This is a genomic window from Vibrio fluminensis (genome assembly GCF_015278125.1).
Classification (GTDB): Bacteria; Pseudomonadota; Gammaproteobacteria; order Enterobacterales; family Vibrionaceae; genus Vibrio; species Vibrio fluminensis.
Genome location: NZ_JADILO010000021.1, coordinates 58338 through 77185, shown reverse-complemented (window position 1 = coordinate 77185; position 18848 = coordinate 58338). Strand labels below are relative to the sequence as shown.

13 protein-coding genes and 10 tRNA genes are annotated in these 18848 nt (G+C 45.5%); all 23 read right to left on the bottom strand.

What is annotated here, in order from left to right:
• Positions 1-162: 162 nt before the first annotated feature.
• Positions 163-681, bottom strand: coding sequence for an S-ribosylhomocysteine lyase (luxS, locus tag IRQ95_RS14565; RefSeq protein ID WP_194437596.1), 519 nt, complete (start codon positions 679-681; stop codon positions 163-165).
• 17 nt (positions 682-698) lie between these two features.
• Positions 699-1310, bottom strand: a complete 612-nt coding sequence (locus IRQ95_RS14560; protein WP_194437595.1) for a transglycosylase SLT domain-containing protein — start codon at positions 1308-1310, stop codon at positions 699-701.
• Positions 1311-1312: 2 nt separating this feature from the next.
• The gene (gene gshA / locus IRQ95_RS14555; protein WP_194437594.1) at positions 1313-2881 is read right to left on the bottom strand and encodes a glutamate--cysteine ligase; all 1569 of its coding nucleotides are present in this window, start codon (positions 2879-2881) and stop codon (positions 1313-1315) included.
• Between the two features lie 122 nt (positions 2882-3003).
• Positions 3004-5862, bottom strand: coding sequence for a M16 family metallopeptidase (locus IRQ95_RS14550; RefSeq protein WP_194437593.1), 2859 nt, complete (start codon positions 5860-5862; stop codon positions 3004-3006).
• A gap of 9 nt (positions 5863-5871) precedes the next feature.
• A complete protein-coding gene (locus IRQ95_RS14545) occupies positions 5872-6333 on the bottom strand; it encodes a YqaA family protein (protein WP_075652685.1) in 462 nt (153 codons plus the stop codon).
• On the bottom strand, positions 6327-7277 hold the full coding sequence (locus IRQ95_RS14540) for an NADP-dependent oxidoreductase (RefSeq protein WP_194437592.1): 951 nt from the start codon (positions 7275-7277) through the stop codon (positions 6327-6329). Before IRQ95_RS14540 ends, IRQ95_RS14545 begins: the two co-directional genes overlap by 7 nt.
• Before the next feature lie 146 nt (positions 7278-7423).
• Positions 7424-8722 (bottom strand): sodium ion-translocating decarboxylase subunit beta, encoded by a 1299-nt coding sequence (locus IRQ95_RS14535; protein WP_194437591.1) that lies wholly within the window; start codon positions 8720-8722, stop codon positions 7424-7426.
• 9 nt (positions 8723-8731) lie between these two features.
• Positions 8732-10519 carry a sodium-extruding oxaloacetate decarboxylase subunit alpha gene (oadA, locus tag IRQ95_RS14530; RefSeq protein WP_194437590.1) on the bottom strand — a complete coding sequence of 596 codons (1788 nt, stop codon included), beginning with the start codon at positions 10517-10519 and terminating at the stop codon, positions 8732-8734.
• A gap of 30 nt (positions 10520-10549) precedes the next feature.
• A complete protein-coding gene (locus IRQ95_RS14525; protein WP_194437589.1) occupies positions 10550-10804 on the bottom strand; it encodes an oxaloacetate decarboxylase subunit gamma in 255 nt (84 codons plus the stop codon).
• A 436-nt stretch (positions 10805-11240) separates the two neighbouring features.
• Positions 11241-11317 (bottom strand) — tRNA-Arg (locus IRQ95_RS14520).
• A 55-nt stretch (positions 11318-11372) separates the two neighbouring features.
• Positions 11373-11449 (bottom strand) — tRNA-Arg (locus IRQ95_RS14515).
• Between the two features lie 50 nt (positions 11450-11499).
• Positions 11500-11576: transfer RNA gene (locus IRQ95_RS14510), tRNA-Arg, on the bottom strand.
• A 92-nt stretch (positions 11577-11668) separates the two neighbouring features.
• Positions 11669-11745 (bottom strand) — tRNA-Arg (locus tag IRQ95_RS14505).
• A gap of 51 nt (positions 11746-11796) precedes the next feature.
• Positions 11797-11873, bottom strand: a tRNA-Arg gene (locus IRQ95_RS14500).
• A 91-nt stretch (positions 11874-11964) separates the two neighbouring features.
• A tRNA-Arg gene (locus IRQ95_RS14495) sits at positions 11965-12041 on the bottom strand.
• Between the two features lie 50 nt (positions 12042-12091).
• A tRNA-Arg gene (locus tag IRQ95_RS14490) sits at positions 12092-12168 on the bottom strand.
• 69 nt (positions 12169-12237) lie between these two features.
• Positions 12238-12330: transfer RNA gene (locus tag IRQ95_RS14485), tRNA-Ser, on the bottom strand.
• A 29-nt stretch (positions 12331-12359) separates the two neighbouring features.
• Positions 12360-12436 (bottom strand) — tRNA-Arg (locus tag IRQ95_RS14480).
• Between the two features lie 65 nt (positions 12437-12501).
• Positions 12502-12594, bottom strand: a tRNA-Ser gene (locus tag IRQ95_RS14475).
• Positions 12595-12779: 185 nt separating this feature from the next.
• Positions 12780-12977 carry a carbon storage regulator CsrA gene (gene csrA / locus IRQ95_RS14470; RefSeq protein ID WP_004415691.1) on the bottom strand — a complete coding sequence of 66 codons (198 nt, stop codon included), beginning with the start codon at positions 12975-12977 and terminating at the stop codon, positions 12780-12782.
• 93 nt (positions 12978-13070) lie between these two features.
• Positions 13071-14258, bottom strand: coding sequence for an aspartate kinase (locus IRQ95_RS14465; RefSeq protein WP_194437588.1), 1188 nt, complete (start codon positions 14256-14258; stop codon positions 13071-13073).
• Positions 14259-14414: 156 nt separating this feature from the next.
• The gene (gene alaS / locus IRQ95_RS14460; RefSeq protein ID WP_194437587.1) at positions 14415-17012 is read right to left on the bottom strand and encodes an alanine--tRNA ligase; all 2598 of its coding nucleotides are present in this window, start codon (positions 17010-17012) and stop codon (positions 14415-14417) included.
• Between the two features lie 344 nt (positions 17013-17356).
• Positions 17357-18748: a tyrosine phenol-lyase gene (locus IRQ95_RS14455; RefSeq protein WP_194437586.1), complete on the bottom strand. Its 1392-nt coding sequence runs from the start codon at positions 18746-18748 to the stop codon at positions 17357-17359.
• Positions 18749-18848: the final 100 nt, after the last annotated feature.

Sequence of the window (18848 nt, the reverse complement as noted above, 5' to 3'; positions counted from 1 at the left end):
AAGGGTTGGTTCTATATAAGTCATGATAATCATCCTTGTGATTGCTTAGATGATCAGATCATGAAATTTAAAATTAGTTCAAAAAAATCCCCAAACCGTGGCTTGGGGATTTGTGTATAAGAGACAGGGCATGATGCCTTCCTTTTTGTTTTCATCGAATGATCAATCAACGCGTAATTCGTTAAGCATCGATTCTGGCAACGCCAATTCGTCGTTTTTATTGACCGAAATACCAGCAGCGATGATCGCTTCAGCTATTTGCTTTGCTTCATCGAGTGAATGCATGGCTGCGGTACCACATTGGTATTCATTGAGCTCTGGGATCTTGTTTTGATCTTCCACTTTCAAAACATCTTGCATTGCGGTCAGCCATGCGCTGGCAACTTGCTGCTCATCTGGCGTACCAATCAAGCTCATGTAGAAGCCAGTACGGCAACCCATCGGTGAAATATCAATGATCTCAACGCTATCACCATTTAAGTGATTACGCATAAAACCGGCATACAGGTGCTCAAGAGTATGAATTCCCTTCTCTGATAAAATATCTTTATTCGGTGCAGTAAAACGCAAGTCAAACACCGTAATGGTGTCACCCTTAGGTGTGGTCATGGTTTTCGCTACACGTACCGCTGGCGCATTCATGCGAGTGTGATCAACAGTAAAGCTATCTAGTAATGGCATCGTCCCTCTCCTGCTAGTTAAAAAAACCAGCTACTATTATTTTCCAACTCTTGGCGGCACTGTTTTAGCTGCCAGCCATAATCCTTTGCTTGTTGCTCCACTTTACGCGCGACGCGAATAAGTGAAGGCTTGCCTTGATAGGTTTTACGTTTATACCCGCCTCGGCCTTCGTGATACGCTAAATATTGATTGTATGGGTCCCACTTTGAGATGCCCAATTGCTTTTGCGTCTCAGAGGTATACCAGCCAATAAACATCAGTGAATCATCAAAACTGGTGCGTGAACCACCGTGATTGGTCGCTTTTTGAAAGTCTTCCCACGCTGGGTCTTGTGCTTGTGCATAGCCATAAGCACTGCTCACACGTCCCCACGGAATAAAACCTAACAGGTAATCTTTCGGCGGTCTAGCATCGTGTCTAAAGCTACTCTCTTGCTTTACAAATGCCATTGCCACATTGATTGGCGTGCCCCACTCTTCTTGCATATCCACCGCATCATCAAACCAGTCCGGATTCTCACGAAAAATCGAACACAAGTTACTTTGATTGGCCGGCGGTGGTGTAGCACAGCCAGCCAAGCTGACTGCGCCAATTAATAGAGCGAGCTTTAGAATCCTTTCTTTGGTCATCGTTATTGCTTTAGGTAAGAGAAATAGTCAGTTAAAAAGTCATCAAAGTTCAATGTGTCGGATTCTTCTTGAGCTTTTTGAGCTTCAATCGAACGCGCTACTTCGGCTTCCATCTTATCTTGTGAGTATTCAATATATTGGTGCGCAAGATGCTGCTCAATGTACTTGCGTCCCAATGTACGGCCTAGGTTACCCAAGCCTTGATGCGCTTTTGTATCCGCAAGCACTTGACCAGAAAGCGTGAGTTCAGGGTTATCAATCCAAGTCATCAATTTATCGCAAACCGCTTGATATTCATTACCACCCAACACTTGATCCATCTTCTCTGCCACTTGAGTAAGCTCTACAAACACTCGCTTAGCCCACTCTTGCAGCGTCAAAACTTCACCTTTACAGCCGATCTGCAGCTCTAGACCCACTTTACGGCCTTCAAGCACGACTTTATTCCAGTTTTCACGCCAGCATGCTTGCTCACAGAAATCCATCGGTTCAGAGTCACTCAGTGCTGCCCAAGTCAGGAACAAATCAAGGAAACGAACTTGATCTTTATTGATACCAATCGAGCTGTACGGATTGACATCCAATGAGCGAACTTCAATATACTCTACGCCACCACGAGTTAAGGCTTCTGAAGGTTTTTCACCTTTTTGCGTCACACGTTTAGGGCGAATTGGAGCATACAGTTCATTTTCGATTTGCAGCACATTACTGTTTAGCTGACGATACTCGCCATCTACTTTTAAACCAATCTTGGCAAACTCAGCAGAAGGTAAACGGATCGCACTGTTTAGACCTTCTAGGTACTCTTCAATACTGTTAAAACCGATCTTAAGTACGCTTTGCTCACTGCTGGTGTAGCCAAGATCACTTAGGCGTAAAGATGTCGCTTGTGGCAAGTAAAGCGTATGGCCAATATTTTCAAACGGCAGCTTGGTTTCACGGCCTTGAATAAACGATGAACACAACGCAGGCGAAGCACCAAAGAAGAATGGAATTAACCAACCAAAACGGTAGTAGTTGCGGATCAGAGCAAAATAGCCATCAGACTTAGTCGCCTGACGAGACTCTTCATCCTGCTCACCATATAGCGCATCCCAAAACTGTTCTGGGAAAGAGAAGTTAAAATGCACACCCGAGATAATTTGCATCAAACTGCCGTAACGACGCTTAAGACCTTCTCGGTAAAGCGTTTTCATTTTGCCTGAGTTTGATGTGCCATATTGAGCGAGGTTAATGATGTCTTCATCTGAGACGTAGCAAGGCATCGATAGCGGCCACATCTTTTCACCGTCTAATTTAGTTTGAGTGAAGTGATGAATATCTTCTAACTGAGCCAACAAGGTATCGATATCTTGTGAAACGGGAGTGATAAATTCCAATAACGACTCAGCAAAGTCGGTTGTAATCCAGTTATTGGAATATGCAGAGCCCAAGCCACTTGGGTGCGGGGTGGTTGCCAGCTTACCACCTTGTTTATAGCGCAGGGTTTCTCGTTCTACACCGCGACCAAAATTCTTAAATACTTCTGGGTTGCGGGCAACTTTCTCTAAACGCGCAGCAAAATCTGTCAAAACGGAGTCGCCTTCATCTGTGGTTCATAGCTATATAATAGGTCTGATATAGCAAGAACTGGCTCAATACATACTGTAGGGCGGAAAACCCGCCCTACCAACATGCTCTCTTTATGTGTCCTTTACTGGACAATTTCAAGCTCTTTGATAGGAATCTGTAACGATTCCAGCTGTGGTTTTAACCTTTTAGCATCACCAACAACAATAATTTGGTAATCATTTGGATTAAACCACTTCTTCGCCAACGCATCTAGTACATCCTTGTTGACCGTTTCGACAATTTCGTTTCTTTGCTGTAGATAATCCTCATCTAAGCTAAAGGTTAAGATACCACCAAGCATCTGGGTTTTCTGTGATGGTGTTTCATACTTAAGCGCATCTTGTTGGCCAACGGCCAAACGCATAAAGTTGAGCTCCTCATCCGTCATGCCTTTTTCGCTATATTGCTTAAGCTCTTTTTGCATTTCGACGATAGAGGCAACCGTCGCATCTGCGCGCACTTGGGCAGAGAACACCACCGCACCAACTTCTCGGTTTGACGCTAGGTAACCACTCGCGCCATAGGTGTAACCTTTGTCCTCACGTAAGTTCTGGTTAATTCGGCTATTAAAGTTACCGGCCAGGTTAAAATTAGCCAATTGAGTGAGGTACACTTCTCCCGTCGCATCAAACGGCAGACCTTGGCGTACCATACGAACAATACTTTGTGGCGCGCTTGGTTTATCCACCAAGTAAATGGCACGGCCTTCAACTGGTTTCACCAATTGTGGACTCAACAATGGTGCCGCGTCACCATGCCAATTTTCAATAAACTTAAGCTGTGAGGTGACATCACCTTTAGACAAGTCGCCAACCACCACAATTTGTGTTCCTTGTGGCGTATAGTGTTGACGATAGAACTGCTTCACATCATCAAGCGTTAATTGGCTAACTGATTGATAGGTACCATCACTCGGACGCTGATAAAGAGAACCGCTAAACAGCACCTGACGCGTCGCTTGAGAAGCTAACCAACTAGGTTGTTGATGCTGATAAACTAATCCTTCAAGCATCTGTTGCTTCACTCGGTCAAAATCTTGCTGTTTAAATGCAGGCTCAAACAAGACTTCTTCAACAATCGCCAATGTTTGCGGCAGGTTTTTCTCTAAACTCGCCAATGAGATGGTTGTCGTGTAATTACCCGCATTGATAGCCACGCTGCTACCTAGTTTATCCAAGCGCGCTTGTAGCTCTTCCAGAGTCGACTTTTGTGTCCCCTCTTGCATCATAGCGGCGGTTAAATTGGCAATGCCTTCTTGTCCTTTTGCAGCATAACGTTCACCGGCAGGCAAGCGAATATCCATTTGGACTGTAGGCGTCTCATCGCTCACCGTACCCAACAGCTCAGCGCCATTATCAAAGTAAACGCGGTACAACTTAGGCATTTCGGCTTTCACAGCTTCTGCCACTTGTGGCATCACCGAACGGTCGAAATCATCCGTAGCACGGCGATACACGAGATCGCTTTCATTAACTTTTTGATATTCAGGCAAAGTGCGAGGAGGCGTAGTAAACGTGCTTGGTGCAACCGCCAAATCTACACGCCCTTTCGGTACAACACTTAATGTCACCTTATGATGACCATTAATGTACTGCTCGTAGGCCGCCATCACTGATTCAGGTGTCACAGCTCGAATGCGCTCTAGCTGAGTTTGTAGTCGATCTGGCTGACCAAAGAACGTTTCATTAGATGCAAGCTGCGATACTTTGCCTTTAACACTTTGCAGTGCAAATACCGCCGATGACTCTGACATTCCGGTAATTTCATCCAAGCGCTCTTGGCTAATACCTTGCTGTTTAAAATCAGCCAAAATCTGCATCATCTCTTGATACAGCGGCTTTAACTGCCCCTTGTCACCAGAAGGGGCCATCGCGTAAATGTAAAAATTACAGGAAAGTTCTGCACAGTCTTGAAATGCGCCTGCATCAACCGCTTTCTGAGTCTTGACTAATTTCTGGTACAACAACGAATTCGCGCCGCTACCCAATGATGACGCAAGAGCGTTTAACGCCATTTCATCTTGATGGCCGCGATACTGAGTCGGCCAACCAACAATCACCATAGGTTGCCTGATGCGATCTTCCAAAGTGATGTATTTATCTTGAGTAAGCACCGCTGGCTGTTTATCTGCCTGATTGACTTCTGGGCCACGAGGAATCGAGCCAAAGTACTTATTCACCCATTCGAGCGTCTGCTCAACATTAATATCACCACCAATCGTCAGTACCGCATTATTAGGACCATACCAACGTAGGAAAAATGCTTTAAGGTCGTTTACATCAACGCGATCTAAATCTTCAACATAACCAATGGTTTGCCATGAATATGGGTGACCTTCTGGATACATCGCTTCGCCCATTTTCTCCCACATCAAACCATAAGGTCGGTTATCGTAATTTTGCGCACGCTCGTTTTTCACGGTATCGCGCTGAACTTCAAATTTACGTTGTGAAACCGCATCCAATAAAAAGCCCATACGGTCCGACTCTAACCACAGCATTTTTTCTAACTGGTTCGCCGGTACCGTCTCAAAATAATTGGTTCGATCACGATTAGTGGTACCGTTTAGCGTACCACCCGCTTCGGTGATCAAGCGAAAATGTTCTTGATCGCCAACATGCTCACTGCCTTGAAACATCATATGTTCGAAGAAATGGGCAAAACCTGATTTACCAATCTCTTCGCGCGCAGATCCAACATGATAGGTCACATCAACATGAACCAGAGGATCGGAGTGATCCGGTGAGAGAATAACCGTTAAGCCATTATCGAGTTTATATTTGCTGTAAGGAATAGTCGCCTTACCTGCGACAGCGTCCACCTCTTCAACAAGTGTGACACCTTGAGGAAGTGAAGAAAAAAACGGTACGGAATAATCGAGATTTGAGGTGCAACCGAACAATGCGGTAAGAGACACAGCACCAATTAAAAACTTTCTCATCGTATTTCCTTAGAAAAGACCGTAAAACAAGGCAGCAAGCAAGGAATAACGAAAGGCTTTACCGATAAGAATTAGCCAAAAACTCGGCCAAAATTTCATACGAAGCCAACCTGCTGCAAGACACAAAGGATCACCAATGACAGGTAACCAACTAAAAAACAACGTCCAGTAGCCATACTTTTGCAGCCACTGTATGGCTTTATGACCATGTTTTTCGTTTTGAGTTCGATTAGGTAGCCATAGTCCTAACCAATAATTAGTCAGCCCACCCAAAGTGTTACCAAGTGTCGCCACTAATATAACCATAGCTGGAGAATATTGATCTAGACTCAGAGTAGCAATTAATCCTGCTTCTGAGCCGCCGGGTAATAAGGTTGCACTAAGAAAACCACTAAAAAAGAGAACCCAAAGTGCAGAATCAGAAAACCATAATGCGAAAGATTGAAACGCAGTATTAAACGTTTCTAGCATTGCATATCCAACAAAATTTTTCCTCGCGTGTGCCCCGTTTCCATTTGCTTATGGGCGTCCACTACCTGATCCATCGGGTAGACTTGATAAATTTCTGTTTTAAGCAGACCCACGCTAACCATATAGAGCATGGCATCTAGCTGCTCAGGGTTGGGATCAACTAACATTCCCGTAGCCTCAAAGCCTAGAAGTTTGGCTTTTTCACAAATAAGCTCGGCACTTAATGTCGGCACTGTTACCACTCTCGCACCATCTTTTAGGCACTTCAACGCATCAAGCGCCGCTTCACCACCGACAAGATCCACCAATACATCGGCTTCTTCGACTCGCTCGGAAACCGGAGCAAAATGGTAATTCACCGCGTGGGCACCAAGCGTTGCGAGATAATCAAGGTTGCTTTCACCGCAGGTAGTAAACACTTCTGCTTTGGCCGCCACTGCAAGTTGCACAGCAATATGGCCAACACCGCCAGCGCCCGCTAGGATCAAGACCCGTTGCCCCTCTTGCACAGAGACTGTATCTAAAGCTTGCACCGCAGTTTGACCCGCAAGAGGCAGTGCAGCAGCCGCTTCAAGTGTTACTGTATCAGGTACTCGACTTAATGCTTGGGCTGGCACTGTTACGTATTGGCTGTAGCCACCACCTTGCAAAGGGAAGCCAATAAAGCCAGCCACTTTATCACCAATTTCAAACATATCGGCGCCTTCACCGACACTGTGTATTGAACCGGAAATATCATAGCCCAGCACCCAAGGTAGGTTGTCTTTATTCTCAGCGGCGGCCCAACCAAGCCCAGCTCGCGTTTTTACATCAATCGGATTTACGCCCGCAAAAGCGACTTTCACGACTACGCAGCCTGACTGAACTTGAGGAACTTGAGCCGTCTGGATAGAGAGAACTTCTGGTGCGCCAAATTGGGGGATGACTACTTGTTTGTTTTCCATATCAACTAATCCTTATTGATGTAAAAAAGGGATGCCGAAGCATCCCTTTGAATATATAACATTTTGTTTGCCTAGGTTAACCACTTGTTTGCAATTTAACCAAGTTATCACTCAAGCGTGAATGGCAACCATAAAACAATCTGTCACTAACCAACCAGCGCCAGCAAAATACCTGCCGCGACTGCCGAACCTAGAACTCCCGCTACATTTGGTCCCATTGCGTGCATCAACAAGAAGTTTTGCGGGTTGGCTTCTAAACCCACTTTGTTCACCACACGCGCTGCCATTGGTACAGCCGAAACACCTGCCGCGCCAATCAGTGGGTTAATGTCTTCTTTAGAGAACTTATTCAGTAGCTTCGCCATCAAGACACCGCCCGCAGTACCGATACTAAACGCAACCGCACCTAAAGCGAGGATGCCTAGAGTCTCTAAATTTAAGAACTCCTCAGCCTGCAACTTCGAACCCACACTTAAGCCTAAGAAGATGGTGACAATATTGATAAGCTCGTTCTGCGCCGTTTTAGAAAGGCGATCAACCACGCCCGCTTCGCGCATTAAGTTACCTAAACAGAACATTCCTACCAGCGGCGTTGCTGAAGGTAAGAATAAAATCGCCATCATCAGCACCGCTAATGGGAACAGAACTTTCTCTGTTTTGCCCACATGGCGTAGCTGAGCCATTTTGATTTTGCGCTCTTCTGGCGTGGTTAAGGCTTTCATAATTGGTGGCTGAATGATCGGTACCAATGCCATGTAGCTATAGGCTGCAACGGCAATTGCACCGAGCAAGTCCGGTGAAAGCTTACTCGCAAGGAAGATAGCTGTTGGGCCATCCGCACCACCAATGATCGCAATTGAAGCAGCATCTGGCATTGAGAATTCCATACCAGGCACATAGTTCAATAGAATCGCGCCAAACAGTGTCGCAAAAATACCAAACTGCGCCGCTGCTCCTAGCCATAAGGTTTTCGGGTTAGCGATCAGCGCACCAAAGTCAGTCATCGCACCCACGCCTAAGAAAATAAGCAGAGGAGCAATGCCGGAGGCTACTGCCACTTTATAGAAGGTATAAAGTGTGCCATCGGTAAACTTAGCATTCGCCGCTAATGACTCAAGCAAGGTCAATTGCTCAGGCTCCGCTATCTTGTAGGCTGCTTTTACTGCTTCGGTAGAAATATCGGTAATACCCAAAACCGAGGCAAACTGAGTCAACAGATTGATATCACCAGCAGCAATGGCATTGACCACCGCGCTGTTTGCTAGACCTACCACAGGAATATTGGCCAAAATGGCACCAAAACCAATCGGTAATAGCAATAATGGCTCAAAACCTTTGCGAATCGCCAAGTAAAGTAGCGTACAGCCAACAGCAATCATGCATAGCTGACCAAACTCAAAATTGGCGATCCCAGTTTCAGACCAGAGAGTTAGTAATCCTTCCATGGTACTCCCTTACGCGAGGCTTAGTAGCGGAGCGCCAACAACGACTGAATCACCTTCTTTGACGTGAAGATCCTGAACCACACCACCACGAGCTGCGCGTACTTCAGTTTCCATCTTCATCGCTTCCAGGATCAACAATACGTCACCTTCAGCCACTTCAGAGCCACTTTGTACGTTAACTTTAAAGATGTTGCCCGCTAATGGAGCAGGGACTGCTTCAACATTTCCAGAAGCGACTGGCGCCGCCGCAGGAGCGGTTTGTGCAGCAACAGTTGGCGTGACAGAAGTCAATTGCCCCTGAGGACCGACTTCCACATCGTAGACTTGACCATCCACTTTGACGCTGTATGTCTCAATGCCACCTACGGCAGGGGCTGCTGCAGGTGCTGCAACGGGTGCTGGCGCTTCTTTACCTGGTGCAGGTTCAAAGGCTTCTGGGTTGTGACGATTTTTAAGGAACTTAAGACCCACTTGTGGGAACAGTGCATAAGTCAGAACATCATCAACCGTATCTTCGGCTAAAGAGATCCCCTCTTCTTTCGCTTTCGTTAACAGATCGTCAGTAAGTTTATCTAATTCGGCTTCAAGAAGATCCGCAGGACGACCAGTGATCGGCTCCGCTCCATCTAGAACACGGGCTTGTAGCTCAGCATTCACTTCAGCTGGTGCTGCGCCATATTCACCTTTCAGCACGCCCGCTGTCTCTTTGGTAATGCTCTTATAACGCTCACCCGTTAGCACGTTGATCACCGCTTGAGTACCAACGATCTGTGACGTTGGTGTCACCAGTGGGATAAAGCCAAGGTCTTCACGCACACGTGGGATCTCTTCAAGCACCTCATCAATTCGATCCGCTGCACCCTGCTCTTTCAATTGACCTTCCATATTAGTCAACATACCACCAGGGACTTGAGCGATCAGAATGCGTGAATCGACACCTTTTAGCTGACCTTCCCATTTGGCGTATTTCTTACGCACTTCCCGGAAGTAAGCCGCGATAGGCTCAAGCTGATCCAGCTGCAGATTGGTATCACGTTCTGTGCCTTGCAGCATAGCCACCACTGTTTCCGTTGGTGTATGGCCGTAAGTACAGCTCATTGATGAAATCGCGGTATCAAGAATATCCACACCCGCTTCGACCGCTTTGATGGCTGTTGCCGTAGATAGGCCTGTTGTGGCATGGCAATGTAGAGCTAGAGGTACATCACACGATGCTTTAATACGCGTCACAAGTTCTTCAGCTTCGTACGGTTTAAGCAGACCCGCCATGTCTTTAATACATAAAGAGTGACAACCAAGATCTTCAAGACGTTTCGCCAAATCCACCCAAGTGTCCACGTTATGGACTGGGCTAGTGGTGTACGACAGCGTACCTTGTGCATGGGCACCAACATCAACGGTTGCTTTAACAGCCTTCTGGAAATTTCGAACATCATTCATCGCATCAAAGATACGAAAAACATCCATGCCATTGGAATGTGCACGCTCAACAAATTTCTCTACTACGTCGTCTGCATAATGACGGTAACCTAAAAGATTTTGACCACGCAGTAGCATTTGCATTGGCGTATTTGGCATTGCTTTTTTCAGTTCACGTAAACGCTCCCATGGGTCTTCTCCCAAGAAACGGATACACGAATCGAAAGTCGCCCCTCCCCACGTTTCTAAAGACCAGTAACCGATTTTATCCAGCTCAGCGGCAATCGGTAACATATCCTCAATACGCATACGCGTAGCAAATAGTGATTGATGGGCGTCACGAAGTACCACATCAGTGATAGCTAGTGGTTTAGACATGCTCATTAACTCCTTTTAATCCTTTAATTGCTATTTAGCTGCTGAGGTACGGTACTGATGTACCGCGGCAGAGATAGCCGCTACGACCTTCGGGCTGACAGCAGAAGATGATTGAACTGATTTATTTTGAATTGGGGTAGCAATCGGCTCTGGCACTTCCTCTGGCACTAACCGAGACATCAACCGAACGAGGTATACGAGAATTGTGAGGAAAATGAATACTACCGTCATCCCTGTAATCATGAGGGTGGCAGCATCAAATAATTGGCTTCCAATATTGTCCATTTTGCGTCCTTTCTTTGTCATCCTGACAATTGGCTCAGCGATCAAGCTGTTACTTTATTAAACTTATCTCTTAATCGTGGCTGTACTTTAAAGTACTTAAATTGCCGCAGGATGCTTCCTATGATCCCGACAAGAGGATTAGGATTATCTCGATTGATTAAATTTTGTCAATTTTGTTTAAGGCACACTTTATGATATTGCACATTTCTAGGGAAATATTCGTCACACAAATCACATAAAGCTGGAATATTCGATATGAAAAGCACAAATAACTAGCGTTTATCCCACGTTATTCCAACTTGAGAGGCTTTACTGCGATAGGCTTAAAAGTTCTGAAAATAGCGCTTAAAAAACAAGGCTTTGTATATGAAGGGTAATAATTATGCTAAATAATTGTTAATAAAAAAGCCCCGCATTTCTGCGAGGCTTTCAATGATGGCGCGCTCGAGAGGATTCGAACCTCTGACCGCCTGGTTCGTAGCCAGGTACTCTATCCAGCTGAGCTACGAGCGCGCAATGTTTTCGATATTGATTAAGTTAACCAACATCAGGTCTATGACCTAGAGAGTGGCGCGTCCTGGAGGATTCGAACCTCCGACCGCCTGGTTCGTAGCCAGGTACTCTATCCAGCTGAGCTAAGGACGCACGGGTTTCGATAATGATTAAATCACTATCAGGACTAACGCCCTTAATAATGGCGCGCTCGAGAGGATTCGAACCTCTGACCGCCTGGTTCGTAGCCAGGTACTCTATCCAGCTGAGCTACGAGCGCGCAATGTTTTCGATATTGATTAAATTAACCAACATCAGGTCTATGACCTTTCTTTCTTGTTTAAAAACTCAAATAAGTTTTCAAAGGAAAAGTGGCGCGTCCTGGAGGATTCGAACCTCCGACCGCCTGGTTCGTAGCCAGGTACTCTATCCAGCTGAGCTAAGGACGCACGGGTTTCGATAATGATTAAATCACTATCAGGACTTGAAGCCCTTAATAATGGCGCGCTCGAGAGGATTCGAACCTCTGACCGCCTGGTTCGTAGCCAGGTACTCTATCCAGCTGAGCTACGAGCGCGCTGTCTTCGATATCAATTATAGTTAATTAACATCAGGTCAATGACCTTTCTTTCTTGTTTAAAAACTTAAATAAGCTTTCAAAAGAAAAGTGGCGCGTCCTGAAGGATTCGAACCTCCGACCGCCTGGTTCGTAGCCAGGTACTCTATCCAGCTGAGCTAAGGACGCACGGGTTTCGATAATGATTAAATCACTATCAGGACTAAAGCCCTTAATAATGGCGCGCTCGAGAGGATTCGAACCTCTGACCGCCTGGTTCGTAGCCAGGTACTCTATCCAGCTGAGCTACGAGCGCGCAGGTTGTGAAGCATATCACAAAATCTTAGATTTGAAACAAAAAAATTGACCTGCCGGTCAATAAAAATGGCGGTGAAGGAGGGATTCGAACCCTCGATACGGTATCAAGCCGTATACTCCCTTAGCAGGGGAGCGCCTTCAGCCTCTCGGCCACCTCACCGTTTTTTATTATTCTCTATAAGTAGAGAATGGCGCGCTCGAGAGGATTCGAACCTCTGACCGCCTGGTTCGTAGCCAGGTACTCTATCCAGCTGAGCTACGAGCGCGCATTTGCTTTGTTTCAAAGCTTTGCTCCGAGGAGCAATTCTTCTAAATAAAGAAGAAGCAAGAATGGCGGTGAAGGAGGGATTCGAACCCTCGATACGGTATCAAGCCGTATACTCCCTTAGCAGGGGAGCGCCTTCAGCCTCTCGGCCACCTCACCGTCTTGCGGAGGCACATATTACGATTTACCGAAAATATGTCAAACACTTTCTTGGCAAATTTGAGAAAAATCTCGCTAACCGTTGCCTATTTAACCAAAGCGGTGTTTATTCACGCTTTTTTGCGAGTTTTCCATACTCACCACATACAAAAAAAGCTGACCAATAGTCAGCTTTTTCTTAGCAATTAGTAGTTGCCTGATGCAACGTTACCATTACCTTTTTCTGCCTGAATGCGCATGTAGATTTCTTCGCGATGAACAGACACTTCTTTCGGAGCATTAACACCGATGCGTACTTGGTTACCTTTCACACCCAGTACTGTTACCGTAACTTCATCACCAATCATTAGAGTTTCACCAACACGGCGAGTTAAAATTAGCATTCTGTGCTCCTTGAGTAATCTCTTAAAATTTCTTGCTACACAGCTATTATCCAACAAAAGTTATATTTTCGTAAACTCAATTCTTATTCGAATCTAGCCTAGAAAGGCATGTTTTTGTAGGCAATCGTGTGCTTTGCTCGGCATTATGTATGCTTGATGCAATAAGTTCGCTGCACTATTCACACACTCTGGTAACAATGCGGTCGTTAATGACCGTTCATCACTTTTCTGGTGAATAGCTGATATCTTATGTTCGGCAAGCAATGAATTCAAAGAATCAGCGAGCTCTTGCGTATTTGCACCAACAGCGGTCAACAAGCTAATCTGATGACGATCGGCTACTTTTCCCTGTAAGACCAATTCTAGTTTAGAGAAAGCTTCTTGCTTGACAACAATACCGAACCATTCTGGGTGCTCAATCACATCCCAAATATCAATTCCGATAAGTTGACACTGTTTCTCTACACTAATAAGTACAGGTTTAGCGACTTTAATCAAACACATATCACGTTGAATCGCTAAGCCACAAACAGAGTGTAAACATTCATCACCTTTGACCAAACTACCCTGATTGACATCGAAAGTCGACAATACTCTTAACGGAACTTGGTTTTTCCATGCGTGTAGCACAGAAGGAAGATGCAGCACTTTTGCACCATGTTTAGCCATGCTTTCCATCGAAGGGAAATCTATCACGTCAAGCTTATGAGCGCTTTCAACGATACGAGGGTCACAAGTATAGATACCATCAACGTCGGTGAAAATTTGGCATTCATCCGCTTGTAAAGCACCTGCAAGTGCCACCGCCGTAGTATCAGAACCGCCACGCCCCAATGTCGTAATGTCACCACTCTCAGTAATTCCTTGAAATCCAGCCACAATAACGATTTGGTCTTGCTCAATCAGCTTAAGAATTGGCGAAACATCTATGTGCTTTATCGTCGCGTCATTGTGTTGTTCATCGGTGACAATTCTTGCCTGCGCTCCTGTTAATGATCGCGAGGTATACCCCATTTTATTCAGGGTCATCGCTAATAGAGCCATCGACATTTGTTCGCCCGCAGAGAGCAACACATCCAATTCACGAGCATTTGGTACGCTATCAATTTGTTGAGCTAAATCGACTAGACGATTTGTCTCTCCAGACATAGCTGAAACCACGACAACCACTTGGTTACCTGAATTTTTAGCGTTAATAATGTGCTGTGCAACTTGGTGGATTCTTTCTATCGAACCCACCGATGTACCACCAAATTTCTGCACGATAAGAGGCTTTTTCACCAGTCTTCACCTTCCTAAGACCAAGTCTCATTGTGCCGCTCAACTTACTGATTAAGCGGGATTAATCTAATTAAATATGTTGAATATGTTTGTTTCACATAAAAAAGAACGCTCAACCATTTCTGGTTGAGCGCGAATTACTTTAATCGTGAAATCTTATAGACGCTCAGCGATCCAAGCTTCTACTGACTCCAACGCTGCTGGTAACGCTGATGCATCAGTACCACCTGCTTGCGCCATATCTGGGCGACCGCCACCTTTACCGCCAACTTGCTGAGCAACCATGTTAACAAGCTCACCCGCTTTTACTTTGCCAGTTAGATCTTTGGTTACACCAGCGATTAGGCCAACTTTGCCTTCCGCTACGTTACCCAGCATGATAATACCGCTGCCAAGTTGGTTCTTAAGCTCATCAACCATACCGCGTAGTGCTTTGTTGTCTGCGCCATCTAGTTGAGAAATTAGTACTTTAACACCCGCAATCTCTTTAACTTGGCTAGTTAGGCTAGCACTTGCTTGAGAAGCCAGTTTGTCTTTCAGTTGCTGAATTTCTTTCTCTAGTGCTTTAGATTTGTTCGCAGCTTCTGAAAGCTTCGCTTCGTACTTATCTTGCTGCGCTTCAATCGCGTCTAGAGCCGCTTCACCTGTTACCGCTTCAATACGACGGATGCCCGCGGCGATGCCACCTTCTGACGTGATCTTAAACAGACCAATGTCACCAGTGTTAGACGCGTGGATACCACCACATAGCTCAGTTGAGAAATCGCCCATAGATAGTACGCGAACTTCATCATCGTATTTCTCACCGAATAGCGCCATCGCGCCTTTCTGCTTCGCAGATTCAATGTCCATAACATTGGTTTCAATGTTGTGGTTACGACGAATTTGCGCGTTCACTAGGCGTTCAACTTCTTTTAGTTCAGCGGCTGTCACACCTTCTAGGTGAGAGAAGTCAAAGCGTAGGTTTTCAGCTTTCACTAGTGAACCTTTCTGTGTTACGTGTTCACCAAGAACTTTACGCAGTGCTGCGTGTAGCAAGTGCGTTGCAGAGTGGTTCAGTGTGATTGCTGCACGGCGCAGTGCATCAACGAGAGTTTGCGCTTTATCGCCTTTAGCGATCACGCCTTCAGTCAACTCGCCGTGGTGTGCAATCGCGTTACCCAACTTCTGAGTATCTTCTACTTTGAAAAGGCCTGATTCAGTTTTGATCACACCAGCGTCACCACATTGACCACCTGACTCAGCGTAGAATGGGGTTTCTTCAAGGATAAGGATCGCCTTATCGCCTGCCGATAGAGACTCAACTTCGTTGCCTTCAACAAACATTGCCGCTACTGCGCTTGAACCTTCTGTACCTGCGTAACCGCAGAACTCAGTTTGTGCATCAGTTTTGATTACTGCATTGTAGTCTGTACCGAATTGGCCTGCTTCACGAGCACGTTGACGTTGCTCTTCCATCGCTTTCTCAAAACCTTCTTCGTCAATCGCGAAGTCACGCTCGCGAGCTACGTCGTTAGTTAGGTCAGCAGGGAAGCCGTAAGTGTCGTAAAGTTTAAATACGGTTTCGCCGTCTAGCACTTTACCGTCCGTGCCTTGCGAAGAAATGTTATCTAAAGCTTCGTTTAGAATTGTCATGCCACGTTCAAGAGTACGTCCGAAGTTCTCCTCTTCGATACGTAGAACTTTTTCAACCACAGCTTGCTGACGTTTTAGTTCTTCACCAGCAGTACCCATGATTCCTGCCAATACGCCAACCAACTTGTGGAAGAACGCACCTTGAGCACCGACTTTGTTACCGTGACGAACTGCACGACGGATGATGCGACGTAGAACGTAACCACGACCTTCGTTTGAAGGCATAACACCATCAACGATTAGGAATGAACATGAACGAATGTGATCAGCAATTACACGTAGAGACTGGTTAGATAGGTCTTCACAACCTGTCACTTCAGCCGCTGCTTTGATCAGTGTTTGGAAAACATCGATCTCGTAGTTCGAGTGAACACCTTGCATAATTGCAGAGATACGTTCAATACCCATACCCGTATCAACAGATGGCTTTGGAAGAGGTTCCATCGTGCCGTCTGCTTGACGGTTGAACTGCATAAATACGTTGTTCCAGATCTCGATAAAACGGTCACCGTCTTCTTCAGGAGAGCCTGGACGACCACCCCAAATATGTTCACCGTGATCGTAAAAGATTTCAGTACATGGACCACAAGGGCCTGTGTCGCCCATTTGCCAGAAGTTGTCTGACTCGTAAGCTTTACCGCCTTCTTTATCACCGATACGTACGATGCGATCGGCAGGGATACCAATTTTTTGGTTCCAGATATCAAACGCTTCATCATCCGTCTCGTATACTGTTACCAGTAGACGATCTTTTGGTAGTTGTAGCGTTTCAGTTAGAAATTCCCATGCGTAAGCAATCGCGTCTTCTTTGAAGTAATCACCGAAGCTGAAGTTACCGAGCATTTCAAAGAATGTGTGGTGACGAGCAGTAAAGCCAACGTTTTCTAAATCGTTGTGTTTACCACCAGCACGTACACAGCGTTGGGCCGTAGTCGCTCGTGTGTAGGCGCGTTTTTCTAAACCTAAGAAACAATCTTTAAATTGGTTCATACCTGCGTTAGTGAAAAGCAGGGTTGGGTCGTTATGCGGTACTAACGATGAACTTTCTACGATTTGGTGTCCTTTGCTCTCAAAGAACTTGAGGAACGCGTTACGAACCTCATCTGTGCTCATGTACATGCAGCTCTTCCTGAAAATAGTCGAGATAGAATTTTGCTGTATTGTACACATAAGCGTGTGCTAGATGCTATACCCAAGTCACCTCAAGATGCATGGTTTGGTAAGTATAAGAGGGAAGTTAAATCGTGGGGGTATTGATAAGCGATAAGCCTTACTCTGCCAAGCGTTTCTATTTCAACAATACCTACTAAAAAAACGGCTATAAGACCAAGCTCTTAGGCGTAAAAACCTCTTCAGTAACGTCTCCGAAAGAATCACACCTTAAGCTTTTGGTTCATGGTAGGCCATAAACGAAAAAAGCCCCCAAAATTTGGGGGCTCAGTAACTCAGCGATGAGCTAACTATTAACCTTCAATGTACTCGAAACGAGAAGTGAAGAAACGTAGTTGCTTAGGCTCGTATACAAAGTTTAGACCTTTGATTTGGTCGCGGTTTTTGTAAAGCTCGATGATACCTTCAGCTACTGCATCCATGTGTGCGTAAGTGTAAACACGACGTGGAATAGTTAGACGGATTGTTTCTAGAGCTGGACGGTGGTGGTCGCCAGTCTCACGGTTACGTCCAGCAGATACGATACCACGTTCCATTGTACGTACACCTGTCTCGATGTATACAGACGCAGCTAGAGTTTGCGCTGGACACTGATCTTGCTCTAGGTGTGGTAGGAAACGACGTGCGTCAACGAATACTGCGTGGCCACCGATTGGTTCAATCATTGGAACGCCAGCTGCACGTAGCTTGTCACCTAGGTAACGGATTTGCTTGATACGGTGGTCAAGGTAAGGGAACTCTAGAGCTTCTTCTAGACCAACAGCTAGAGCTGCCATGTCACGACCAGCTAGACCGCCGTATGAAGGCATGCCTTCGTATACTACTACTAGTTCTTTAGACTCTTCGAATAGGTGCTCGTCACGTAGTGCTAGGAAACCACCGATGTTTGCAAGACCGTCTTTCTTAGAAGACATTGTTGCGCCGTCAGCGTAAGAGAACTGCTCGATAACGATCTCTTTGATAGTCTTGTCTGCGTAACCTTCTTCTTGCTCTTTGATGTAGTATGCGTTTTCTGCACAGCGAGTTGCATCGTAGAATACTTTGATGCCGTTAGCTTTACAGATTTCGCTTACTGCACGCATGTTAGCCATAGATACTGGCTGACCACCTGCTAGGTTTACAGTGATTGCTAGACATACGTAAGCAATGTTTTCTGCGCCTTTCTCAGCGATAGCAGATTGTAGTTTGTCTAGGTCGATGTTGCCTTTAAATGGTACATCTAGTGCTGCATCGTGTGCTTCATCACGGATGATGTCGATGAATTTAGCACCGTTGTGCTCTTGGTGGAAACGTGTAGTTGTGAAGTACATGTTACCAAGAACCCATTGTTGACCTTTGTCTTTAGGAATAGCGATTTGAGAAAGGATGTTCTCAGCGCCACGACCTTGGTGAGTAGGAATTAGGTAAGGGAAACCGTATAGACGTTGAACAGCTTCTTCTAAGCGGTAGAAATCTTTAGAACCAGCGTATGCTTCGTCACCAGTCATTAGAGCAGCCCACTGCTTGTCAGACATTGCAGATGTGCCTGAGTCAGTTAGTAGGTCGATGTAAACATCAGCACTGTTTAGAAGAAACGTGTTGTAACCAGCTTCTTTCATTTTTTCAGCACGCTCTTCGCGACCAATCATTGAAACGTTTTCAATAGTTTTAATACGAAACGGTTCAGCAGGGTAACGTTTTTCCATTTTCTTACTCCAATTTATTTAATGGTCATATTCTTTATTTAATTGGGTGTATCCCCAAACTTCGAAGCCATTAGAATATTTTTTCCGGATTAAGGGAATA